The 11588-nt window shown below is 50.3% G+C and carries 13 protein-coding genes; 5 read left to right on the top strand and 8 right to left on the bottom strand.

Annotated features, from left to right (window positions below):
* The first annotated feature begins 129 nt into the window (after positions 1 to 129).
* A complete protein-coding gene (locus KIH26_RS16695; protein ID WP_213446831.1) occupies positions 130 to 417 on the top strand; it encodes a hypothetical protein in 288 nt (95 codons plus the stop codon).
* 314 nt (positions 418 to 731) lie between these two features.
* On the top strand, positions 732 to 2096 hold the full coding sequence (locus KIH26_RS16690) for a hypothetical protein (protein ID WP_213446830.1): 1365 nt from the start codon (positions 732 to 734) through the stop codon (positions 2094 to 2096).
* Between the two features lie 64 nt (positions 2097 to 2160).
* Here the strand turns inward: KIH26_RS16690 and KIH26_RS16685 are convergent, their stop codons facing one another.
* The 3 genes from KIH26_RS16685 to KIH26_RS16675 form a co-directional block, all read right to left on the bottom strand.
* A complete protein-coding gene (locus tag KIH26_RS16685) occupies positions 2161 to 3351 on the bottom strand; it encodes a HEPN-associated N-terminal domain-containing protein (RefSeq protein ID WP_213446829.1) in 1191 nt (396 codons plus the stop codon).
* Positions 3352 to 3477: 126 nt separating this feature from the next.
* Entirely contained in the window at positions 3478 to 4647 is a 1170-nt protein-coding gene (locus KIH26_RS16680; protein WP_249661598.1) for a serine hydrolase domain-containing protein, read from the bottom strand.
* Positions 4648 to 4690: 43 nt separating this feature from the next.
* Positions 4691 to 5545: a hypothetical protein gene (locus tag KIH26_RS16675; RefSeq protein WP_213446828.1), complete on the bottom strand. Its 855-nt coding sequence runs from the start codon at positions 5543 to 5545 to the stop codon at positions 4691 to 4693.
* 82 nt (positions 5546 to 5627) lie between these two features.
* Between KIH26_RS16675 and KIH26_RS16670 the strand changes: the two genes are divergently transcribed.
* Entirely contained in the window at positions 5628 to 5951 is a 324-nt protein-coding gene (locus KIH26_RS16670) for a helix-turn-helix domain-containing protein (protein WP_213446827.1), read from the top strand.
* 69 nt (positions 5952 to 6020) lie between these two features.
* On the opposite strand, the gene KIH26_RS16665 is transcribed toward KIH26_RS16670, so the two are convergent.
* From KIH26_RS16665 to KIH26_RS16645, 5 genes are all read right to left on the bottom strand, one after another.
* Positions 6021 to 6608 carry a hypothetical protein gene (locus KIH26_RS16665; protein ID WP_213446826.1) on the bottom strand — a complete coding sequence of 196 codons (588 nt, stop codon included), beginning with the start codon at positions 6606 to 6608 and terminating at the stop codon, positions 6021 to 6023.
* Between the two features lie 47 nt (positions 6609 to 6655).
* Entirely contained in the window at positions 6656 to 6934 is a 279-nt protein-coding gene (locus tag KIH26_RS16660; protein ID WP_213446825.1) for a hypothetical protein, read from the bottom strand.
* Positions 6931 to 7650, bottom strand: a complete 720-nt coding sequence (locus KIH26_RS16655) for a hypothetical protein (protein WP_213446824.1) — start codon at positions 7648 to 7650, stop codon at positions 6931 to 6933. The genes KIH26_RS16660 and KIH26_RS16655 overlap by 4 nt, the downstream gene beginning before the upstream one ends.
* Position 7651: 1 nt before the next feature.
* Entirely contained in the window at positions 7652 to 8074 is a 423-nt protein-coding gene (locus KIH26_RS16650; RefSeq protein WP_213446823.1) for a type I restriction endonuclease subunit M, read from the bottom strand.
* Between the two features lie 125 nt (positions 8075 to 8199).
* The gene (locus tag KIH26_RS16645; RefSeq protein WP_213446822.1) at positions 8200 to 9045 is read right to left on the bottom strand and encodes a hypothetical protein; all 846 of its coding nucleotides are present in this window, start codon (positions 9043 to 9045) and stop codon (positions 8200 to 8202) included.
* Between the two features lie 572 nt (positions 9046 to 9617).
* On the opposite strand from KIH26_RS16645, the gene KIH26_RS16640 reads away from it, so the two are divergent.
* Entirely contained in the window at positions 9618 to 11039 is a 1422-nt protein-coding gene (locus tag KIH26_RS16640) for a DUF6035 family protein (protein ID WP_213446821.1), read from the top strand.
* Positions 11036 to 11588: hypothetical protein (locus tag KIH26_RS16635; RefSeq protein ID WP_213446820.1), on the top strand; the 553-nt coding region annotated here is incomplete at its 3' end. The genes KIH26_RS16640 and KIH26_RS16635, both read left to right, overlap by 4 nt.

Genomic DNA, 11588 nt, shown 5'->3' with positions numbered 1-11588 from the left:
AAACAGGTGCTCTGAGTGTGGTTCGTGCGGATTCTAATTTGATGACGTGAAGTGTCGCAGCGTGCTTCTAATAGAGTGTAGTCGGTACATGTACTGGTGGATGAGAAGTTAATGAACCGATGAGCAGCAATGACCAGTACTACATTCAACACTACTCCACAGCTTGTTGTTGACGGCACGATGGAGCATAACGCTATGTTGTGCATCTACAAGCTACGCTTGCACCAGCACTTCTGTGTGTTGACCATCATCAGCACCGTCATCATCATCATCATCGTCATCATCATCGTCATCAGCGACAGCATCAACACAAGTATTCAGGCAGTACAGTGCTGCAACCAGCATGCATCAGATAGGCATGAATTCGGTTGGCAGCATTACGCTGTGAACAGCCATAAACGCCATGCACATCTCTGATCATCTATGGGCATGCAGATTGCAGCCAATCACTGCTTTACAGCACTAGCAGTATTTCATCGTCACCACTAGCATGCTGGTTTTTCATCACATACAGCACTCAGAGCGTTTCTAGCACTGCTGTAAATAACTGGTGCAGCTACACATCATCTTGTGCGTTCTGTCTTTTCTTGCATCTGTGGGCTGCGCTAGCAGCATGCTGGGATGCTCTGGTTAAGGCATCTGCACGCAGCTTGATGTTTTCTGCTGCACATCATTTTTCACCATCTCGGATTCTTTCCCCGTATCAACTTTCCTCAACATTGGAGAACCATATGTCACGTTACCGCGATACCTTTGCCCTACCAGATAGCACTCCATCGGAGAGTCTGCCCACCAAGCCGAGTACCAAGGCGCGCGTACCGGCCACCGCGAACGCGAAGGCCATTACCAAAACCAAACGTATTCGTCGCTATGAATTGCCATCGCATTTGTCAGGCGCATTACTCCGTGAGCCCGGTTATGCGCCGTATCTGTATCAAGTCATCACTGATCGACTGGCGTTCATCTTGCCCTACGGTAAAAGCACGAACGTTTTCCAACATGAGAAAGCGTTGCGGCGGACAGCTCGCCGGATTGCAGAGGCTCTTGAGACGGAGGCTTGCGAGCGGCAGTACGTTAAGAGTCCACGCTACCGCCATAACATTTCATTGCCTCTGCCCAGTAACTCCAAGCGTGCGGTTTTCATCCAGATTGAGGCGCTGCAAGCCAGCAGGCAACGCGGCGACATCCGCATCGACTTGAATCCGGCGCGGATGACTGCCGAAGACATCGCGTACTTCCACGAGTTCATGCGCCGTATCATCGGCAAGTGCGAGTACCGCGAACTTATGGCGCAGCCGTTTATCAATGTTTGGCATCCTGCAGCGGACATTGAACACCTGTACCTTGATCATTGTCTAGTAACTGTTTCTAAAGTCGAGCATCGCACCGCCATCGGCAAGCTGCTCGTCGCAGACGGTACTTGGGATGTTGATGAAACCATTGGAAGTATTTCTGGTGCAGTCACCTCCAGACGCACCAACATCACAGGCTTAATTGAGACCTATAACTTTGGCATGCAGAATAGTGATTACTTTACATGCGTGTACAGCAAGAACATCGAAGCGGTTCACCGTGCTGTAGAGGCCATCGCATTGGCTGGGCGGCTGGCCAAGAAGCCGCTGCTGGAAAAGGCAGTGCGGCAGTTGATACGTGCAAAGGATGCGCCATCGCGTGTGCGCGTTGAAGTACGTGGTCGCAAGATGCGTGGCGTACCGCTATGGGCGCTTGAACAGATCGGCAATCGCTTTGAGAAAATCCACTTTGTTGATCTGGCTGATCCTGAACGTGCGCCCAACATTCCGGCGAGCATGCGTGCCGCGTGCATCGCAATCTACCGCGACAGTGGCCGCAATGCTGTTTACGCGGCTTTTGACGGTCATAAATACTTGCGAGAGATTCAACGCTGGCTTGACGGTTCTGGTGATCCCGCGTGGTGGAAGCCCGAACTCTATTGGCAGGAAGCTATCGCTGATCTAAGGCGCAAAAAACTGTTCCCGCCCGAGGCATGGGATGCCGCTGGTCAAGCGTTGCCGCCAGCTAAGTCCAAGCGCAAATCAAAGACAAAAACAGGGGCAAAGACACGCCTAGCTCGATGAATTCATTGCGCTTCGAGAATCGTTGATGTCACTCGACCAATTTTTGGAAAATTTATTGCGCTTGCTAAAGATCGGCAACCACATGCCTGATACTTGCTCCAGTAAATGTGACTTGATCGAAGTTGCTCGTGTAAGCTGATCTGATTGGAAACAACACAAGGTTATAGCTACCGGGACGCGCGACACTTGGGTAAAGAATACCATCTAGAGCACCAGCAGGTTGCCCCCCATTTTCTGGATGTGTTTCATAGACCAGTCGAAAGTACTCGGAAATGACTTGTGAGGGTACGTAGTCAATATGCTCTCGCCCATCTTTTCTGACTGGTTGACTGATTGATTGCACAAAACCTTTCAAAAACAAAATTAACTCTCTTTCTTTGCGTCTCTGAGAATCAAAAATTGAGGGCTCATCTGGTAAATCCGCTAGATTCAAGACAGTTAAGTTTCGTGTTGCTGTAAAGACACCAACAACATATTCAGTGGGCACTTTTGATATAACCTCTGCAAGAGCGGTTTCCTCTTCGTCTGCCAAGTAGAGATAACTGATGCCCGCAGGATTCATGCGCCCAGCGCTGCAACTCTCTGTTGGAGGTGCGCCCATATTGGCTGGGTCGATTGACCAGTTTGCATCAGAATCGCGCAGGCGCGCACGATAAAAGGTAATGCCAGACGGTAGGAACTTAACAAGGTTAAGGGCTGCACAAAGCTTGCTTAGAACCATCAATATGTCTGCATCATCTTTAGCTATTCGCGGTGTACCAAAGAAATACCGAGACTCGTGCTTGACCGTGTACTCAAATGCCTCCCAGCTATGCAAGTACTCCTTATGCACGGGCAAACCTAGCCAATGACCACCGGGAGCTTCCACCCACAAATCACTCGTAATTGCTTTAACTACATCGTCAAATAATGCATCCGATGGCGAGCCGAATTCAATTTTTAGCAATGCATCCTCAGTTGACACCACGTTAGCTTGCCAACCACCTTCACGGGATTCATAAGAAACACCCGCATCAACAGGCTCTGCAAAGTGATAGAGCAATGTGTCTGCAAGACTTTCTAGCAGGACGTCAACTGGCGCAGCAATGTTGGATTCTGCTTGTCGATCACAGTAGTCGCAGAAGTTGTGATCGACATTCCTCTCGATCAAGGCCTGCAAGAATGAATTTTCAATACAGTGTGGGCAGACGAACTTTTCTACTGAATACCAGCCCCTTGCTTCGGATACATGCATTTCGTGTTTGACAAGTCCCATGGTTCAAGGCGAGTAAGAGTGGTGATTTTTTCAGTTTAATCTAACAGCACCAATTCATGAACTCGGCGCATTTTTTGAACGCACCATCAGTCCAGTTTCTAGAAACTGTTCTCATCGGCGTATCAGTTACTTCAACCGCATCCAGTCTCGCGCCAATTCGCTGGCCTCCTGCTGCCAATTCTCGACGTTTGAAAACGTGACGATCATGCGGCTGTTTGCGGGATCTGTGCTCCATCCGATGCGTTGACCGCCCCAGCCCAGTGCCCATGCCGTATTTGGCGCTGCACTGTTCTCCGTCCAGATGAAATATCCATAACCGCCAAAGGCTTTGCCAAATCGGCGGTCGTTGGGGCCACTTCCATTTTTGATCTGCGTCTTCATTGCATCACGCACGAAGTCACCAAAGCAGCCTTGCTCGGCACTGCTGCGCTTGACCCAGATGGCGAACCGTATCCAATCGTCTATGCTCATCCGCATGCCACTGTCAGCCAATCCGTTCTGCGTACGGTCTTGTACGTACAGGCCAGCTTTAGCCATGCCCATCGGATTGAGCACGCTCTGCTGAACCCACTGACTCCACGGCATTCCGGTGGACTTGGCCGTCATGATCGCCAGCGTGTGCGGATCGGTGCTCTTATATGCAAAAGTCTCGCCCGGCTTAAACTCGGAAAAGACCCCTCGCTGGGCCTTTGCCACACGCTCATCCGTCACCAAGTCCACAAGATTCAAATTCCCTAGCGACCAAGCTCGCGCTTGCTCTGGCGACCAGACCGACGTATCGGCATTGCCCTCGGTCGTGCCCGATGCCATTTTGAGCAGATCACGCACCGTAGCATTGCCTAGCGCCTTGCCGTTCAATTGCGGTATCAACTCGCTGGCACGGGTTTCCATTTTCATCTTGTTGGCACACACAGCCTGACCAACGGCCATCGCAGTAACCGTCTTGCCCATTGAGAAGCCGAATATCACAGCATCGTCACTAGCTGGCGCGTTGAACCGCTGATACACCACCGCATCGCCATCGACGAGTGCAAACGCACGCGCAGGCCTCGTAGCCATCAAATTCTTGACCCGTTCCACTAAGGGCTGCTCTGCGGTATTGGGTTCACGTCGCCGTAAATCAACAGGTTTCGGGCTTGCTGTCGTTTTGTACCACCACGGCTGACCATCGCGGACGAATAGCCAAGCATCCGGCGCAGCGGCTGCGCCGTCTTGCGTGGGATTTTGAGCAACAGCGTTAAAGCTTGCCACCACAATAGCGGTAGCTATAGCTATGAGTTTCATAGCATTTTTCATGAGATTTTCCTTCACACAACATAACTGTTCAAACTGATTGAGGTCACTTGACGCTCAAGCTCTTGCTGGCGGTTGCACATTGACCAGCATCAGGACCGACTCGTGGATTAGCAAAGATCGAACTGCGGCCACTCATTCGATAGTCAGGTGCATGGTTCTTGAATAGGTCGTCGTACCAGACATAGCCACCCCACGGCGTAGCAGTTTGGCTTGAAGAATTTGAAGCATATGGATGCTTCTCGTTGATCAGCTTGCGCAACGTCGCCCTGTCCGCAGCATTGACCATCACAAACTCTTTGACGATTTCTCGCACTTTCGGTCGCCCGTCTTTGCCGAAATGCACTTCAAAGCGCACACCCCCAAGATCGGTCGTAAACGTCATCTTGAAGATCAACTGACCCGGCACACAGACAGGCAGTTTGTTGTCACGGAAGAAGCCAACGACTTCGATACGCGGTTTTTCGTTGCCTAGGATCAGGTACTCGCACAACTGAGCTGCTCTCGCACCCCAGATGGCATTGTTCTCTGCTGCGCAAGTTTCAAGGCCACGGCGCATACCGCTTTCGTAGGCTTTCAATTGCTCTCCAGAAAGACGTCGGGTATCCAGTGGCGGCTCTGGTGGCTTCCACGCTAGGTTGTTGGGTATCAGTCCTAGGTCTTGTTCCACGCATATGCCATCAATACACATATCTGGTGTGATGGGTTGTGGCTCAATGTTGTTGCGTGCCTTCTCCAGTCTTGCAGCTAGCTCCCATGGCTGTTCAGTTTTGATCTGTGAAAAAGAAGCGGCACTACCTAATGCGGTTGCGCTGATCACTAGCGCGGTAACTAACCTCTTCGACATAAAGTCCTCCAGTTTTGAAAATGAGCGGAAATTTTTCTTTGCCGCCCGGTTCATTCAGATAGCTACGTAATACGTAGTATGCAGATCATACAAAAACTACGAACCTCGTAGCTCATCCATTTTTTGAGTTGCGACCGTGACCGAGAACGAACGCTGGGGAAAACGCCTAAAACAAGCACGCTTGGCTAAAGGCTTGAGCCAAAAACAGCTTGGTATCAAAGCCAAAATTCACATTGATGTAGCCAGCACTCGGATTAATCGCTACGAGGTAGGAGTGCACCTACCCGATTTATTGACAGCCAAGCAACTAGCAAAAGTGCTTAACGTACCCGTTGCTTTCTTCTACGCCACGGATGACGAAACGGCAGACTTTCTATTCAGATACCACAGAGCAGACGACGAACTACGTGAAAAGGTGCAGCGCTTGCTTGATGAAGTACCTCGCCCACCAGAGCTTTAGCAAAACAAATGCAGTAGTGGCAAGTTCAATCTACGCTGCTAATGCGAAGACTATCCCTCGATCAAGCGCCTAGTGTTTATCGGCCATAACAACCGTCACGCGCAATTTGCCGCCGGATAAATTGTGGTCAACAAGAGCCTCAGTCTCAAAGTATGAGTGACACGGTAAGTGCTGGAGAGCCCATGAACGGATGCAGCTACGTGATTCGACATACATGCTCTCTGGCGCACTTACAAGCACCCAGCCGCCATATTCATACTTGCCAGTGTTAAGAAGACTGTTTCCTCCAGAACGGATGTACGCCGTGTGCGCAGCCACTTTCAGATTGCTGCTTGTAGCACAGCCAACGCTCATCGTTGGTAGGCCTCGCTGCTTGTAGTTCTTGAAAAGCAACGATTCCAAATCCGTGAAATCCATGCTGGTGTCTAATACGCGGTCACTCCAAATACTCTGCGCATCTTCAACGGCCTGTGAAACGTCCGCAGCTAGGCCTTCAAACCAACACTTGAGATGAATGGAGTACACATTCCATTCGGCGATCTGCCGGACGATCTGCGGTTTTTCTTCGAGTATTGCATTCGCGCTTGCAACGGTAGGTGCGATCAGTGAACACGCGGTTGCTGCAAGCATCTGGCGACGGCTGAATACGGTATTCATAATTCTGTTTTCCTTCGTTGTTTCAAAATGTGTGGCACTGTTGTCATTCACCGCGTTGCATGGTGCTCAAGACAAAAGTGCTTATTCGCTTGGCAGTATGCTCGACACAGCCATTCGGGTAAGCGTTGCGATTCAAGTCCCGGCACTACACGGCAGGGGTGGTTAATTGCCATCCACACTATGTTGGCGGAAGAATCTTCACCAGTCATCGTCGATATGGGTTGAGCAATGCTGGCTGCTGCCGCAATCATGAAGCTGCGACGGCCAATCCGCGTTTGGTTTTCATGGACGGCGCATGTGAAGCTGCTTTGCAAGCGTTGATTCATTCATCGCTCCTCTTAAAAACCACCACTCCTGTCAAACGCACAGACTCTGCTGGCCATTCGGGGGAGTCATAGTGCCAATGAATTGGCTTGGAGGCTGGCTTCGTTAGCAGTGTCTTTGTTGCCGCTGATTGCGGTGCTCGTAATCGAGCGTTGAATTCACGGAAGCTCGGCTCCTCTCCACTGGCATCCAAAAGCAAGATGGTGTCCACCGCTGATGTTCGTCCCTGCTGCCATCCAGCCAGTCCGACTGCGCTAGCCCAGTGGTGCGTCTTGCCGGTATGCACCGAGCGGAAGGACAACATCGCGGCATGGCCTTGGTACAAGTGACGTACCGCGAAGTGATCTAAATCAGAATCACCTGCAAAGCGCGCAGTGAGTTTGAGTGGCAGTCCAAGTCGGCTCACGCGCTGCACCAAGTCATCGGCCATGCAGCCAGTGTGATACACATCGGCAAACTCGCGCCACACGTCAGCAGGCAAACCGTACTTGCGATGTGCCATTTGCGTGAGCGCTTGACCACGTGCGAGGTTCATCGCCGTGAGCACGCTGCACAAGCTGTGGATCGCACACGCCCCATCGAGATCACTTTGGCGATAGAGCACGCGCTGGTTCTCTACTCTGTTGGCTTTGGCCGTCAGCACGTGGCCAACGATCAAAGCTGGGTGTGTGCGTTGCCATCGCCACGATACGGTGCTATTTTTCTTCTTGCTTGCCATATCAATACTCCGAAGGGCACAAGAAGGTGGTCACATGGCGTTCACGCGGATCGTCTTTTTCTGAAATGGTCGCGTCACTTATAAGCCAGATTGTTGGTAAACGCATTCGCTCTTTTCGAGACATTGATTCCAATACACTCTTTTCGGCCAATCGGTACACGCCCATCAATCGGCTTCCATCGGCCAGAGCTTGTTCGTTGAGCGCGATGTCATCTCTGGGGCAATCACCCCAATCGCCATGCACGAATCGTGTCAACAATTGCAGCGGTTGAATGCCATGTTCTTGCATCAGCGCCAATGCACCGGGAGTTGCCAGAACTTGGCCGGGGTGGAACTGCATGCAGTTGGTCGCGACGGTTTGTCGTGGTTTTGATGGTGCATAGTTGATGCGAACGGTATTGGGGTTAGGTGTAGTCGAATTCATTTCTTCTCCAGTTTTTGGTGTTAGGTACAGGCGTGATTTGCCATCCGATGCGTGGTTTCGCGCCGGCATTTCACGGTCTAGGGGTATTCAGTTCGTGGCCACGGGTGGCCGGATCGGTCTATCAATCAAGCAGCGACTGCGTAAAGCTCTTTGAGTAAATCAAAGCCCGTAAGCGCTCGTTGCCCTTGGCAGGCGATGCGTGAAGCGGTTTGAATGGCTGCTCGTATCTCGGGTAGTTGCACACGGCCAACCAGCCATAGGAGGTCTTGAACATCAAAAACCGTCCAGTCGCACCACCACTGCATAAGTGCCATTAGATGTGTCACGCACAGCGGTGTATTCGTACGGTATCGTCGATAGCTGTCTTCGATCACAGGTGGAACATGCGCAAGGTCTATTGGCTCATGTTCACCACCAAACAGTAAATCCGCCTCCTCAACATCGAGCCGTGGTTGGAGCAAATCGTTGAGGAAATGCGCATGACTTAGATGACGTTTTTCTAGCACTGCAATCACCGCTGGGTAGCACATCAGGTCATCACTGAGCCAACGCTCGCCATAAGGCCGATAGCGACATGGCATCAGCAAACCAAGACCACGCAACCTTTGTGCAGCCTCAATCCATGCCTTGCCATTTGGCGCTGATCGTTGATCAAGCACACCGCCTAGGGTGTGCCAGCGCATTGCCTCATCAGTGACTTTCACATCAGGTAATGCCAACCCAGATCGGCTCCAACCGTAGGCCGTTTCCAGCCACGCTTTTTCAAGTTCAGTGAAGTTAAGCAACTGACCGACCATGCGCAGGTTAGTGCTCGTAGCACAGGGCGTTTCTGCCCTCGCAGCATGCATGTCTATGCTGTCATGGCCATCATGAAAATTCAATCTTCGCATTCGCTCAATCAGTGCCATCGCCTTGCTGGATATGAAGGCTGCTTGGCTCTGGGAATAGGCAAGGTTTACGTTGTCGGTCATGAGCTTCTCCACTCACCGTTTCGTCAACAGCGAAGGCAGGAGCAGCAGGCGAAATCGGCAATAAAAAAAGCCTCGGCAGAATCACTGGCGAGGCTCAAGGTTAAACAAGAAAATGGGCACGTTTTGAACCCGAGGGGCTCAGGCTACGCGGGCTGAAATCCAGGATATTTTGAGGTCAAAAAAGGCCTGAATTCAGGTGATTTTAAGGGCTTGAAATGCCGCCTCAATCCGGCTGAAATCAGTGGCAAAAGCTGGCTAATCTAACGACCACAGCTTCTTTTGACTGATAACCATGTCGTCATTTTAAAACAAAAACTGTATAAATAGTCATTAATTTGATGGCTTTTCTCAAAAATACCGCTTTTTTACGCATTTTTGATGATTTTTGCTGCGTCGCAGCAAAGTCAAGCTAGACGTTTCTATAGCCGACGATGCTCACACTGTCAGAATTTACACTGCTTCAAAGATCAGAAATTGAAATTGCAATACTCTTAGCAGCCTATCAGAAACTGCAAAAATAATTCTGACTAAATCTCGCCAGACACAATAGGCGAGTACCGCCGACTACAAAATTGACTGAAAATTACCGACCACAGCAAACCGTCAAGCTTGCAATTGATAGCGAGACTGGAGAAGTGTTGCCTGCTGAATCACTTTTGGCAATGACCCAAAGTGACTTCACAAATGCTCGGCGTGAAGCAATGGCAGCCAGAGTTGCACGACGCAAAGGTGATGCAAGTGCTGTCCGATACCAATGCGCAATTTGCAAACTGCCTCTTTACCTTTCCCGCCGACAGGCTGGAGAGAATCGTTGGTTTGTACATGATGGAAAGTCAGAAGATTGCCCTTGGTACGAGGGTCATCGTCTTACCCCAGAGCAAATTAAAGCGCTGATCTATCGCGGGCAGCAAGAAGGCAAAGAGCATCTGCGCATCAAGAAATTTATTGCGCACTGGTTAGGCAAAAATCCGGCTGTTTCGCAGGTCAGTCAAGAGACGACAACATTCAGTGAAGTCGTTAAGGGCGAATGGCGACGACCAGATGTGAAGTGCTTGTATGGCGATATTCCGTTGGTGTTTGAGGTTCAGCTTTCGTACACGTTTTTGTCAGAGGTAATTGCCCGTGATGAGTTCTATCGACGTGAAGGCATCTTCATCATATGGGTGTTCTGTCAGTTTGAATTGAATCGCGCCGCTGTGATGGATGAAGCCTTCTTCAACCGCCGCAATCTCTTCGTTTTAGATTCAGATGCGATGAAAGATACGGTCGAGCGACAGGCATTGTCATTTACTGGATACCACCAACGTCCACAATTAAGAGATCAGAAAATCAACGACATCTGGATGAGCCGCGTCATAGGCTTAGAAAATGTCATCTACCCCCAAGACACATATCGACCATACTTCTTTGACTACGACGCTGAATTAAAAAGACTAGAGTCGGAACGTCTCGAAGTGTGGCGCACAGAACAGAGCTTGGAATGGGATAACGGAATTCAAGACTATCTTGCGGCAGCGGCTAAGTACTATGAAAGCGATTATGCAAAAGAATTTAAGCCTCAGATGCTGGCTGCTGTTGATCGACTTTACGACAACATTAATTGGCATCGCGGCTACGAAGACTTGCGAAATGAAGCCTTTTTCGGCTACCACTCAGTTCTTCCTGCGCTGCTCTCCATCTGCCGCAATAAACCTATCGGCTATAAAGTGACATCTGTTTATCAGGTTATCGAATCTGGTTTGCGTAACGGTTATCCCAATGTCGGACAGCACGCATTTGCCGTTCTATACCTTTGGGCATACAAAGAGTATCGACCTACGGTGTCCGATAAGAATCGGAAATGGCTGAAAGACTACGCTCACCAAGTGAAGCACTCCATTGAAGCTCAAGAATTGACTTACAGGCGATATGGCGGGTTCGATGAAACTATTGAGCTTTTGTTTCCAGAGCTAGCGACTCACTTGGCGACTGACTTTGGATTAATGAACACATGAGCAATTACAAACCCCTGCTAGACGACCTTTTCCAGTTCGTCAACGACGAGCAAGAGGCCAACGACGAAAAACTCCATGAAGTCTGGCAGCAGCCTTTGACCGAAAAACTCCTCAAAGGCTGGTCACAGGAATTCTCTCACCTAGAACGTACAGACGATAAGCGCACCCTCATCGCCCACCTTGGTGAAAACGAATCACGCTTTCGCGAAGGAGACTTGCTTGCGTTGCACCTCGGCAATCCACTCGATTTCTCAGGCCCTCTGGCACGGCGATTAACACTCGAAGAAGATGGTGGCGATCAGTGGCTCTTACGTAGTCGAGATGAAATCACGCTTGATGGCTATACGGTAGGTGCGCCATGCTACGCCGACCCAGACGGTATGAGCCTGTTGCCGTTCTATCAAAAGTCTTTAGAAGAGCTGGCCGTCTCCACCGTCGGCAATAACGTTGTGCTTCCTATGCTCCACGGCGATATAGAACCGGAATTTGACGACTCTGATTGTCTGGAAGGTGAACGTATTGCACTTGAAGCCCGATTCAATGCCAAGC

It is taken from the genome of Variovorax sp. PCZ-1, from assembly GCF_018413605.1.
GTDB lineage: Bacteria > Pseudomonadota > Gammaproteobacteria > Burkholderiales > Burkholderiaceae_C > JANMDU01.
Note: the sequence above shows the minus strand (reverse complement) of the source record. Positions and strands in the feature narration are given on the sequence as shown.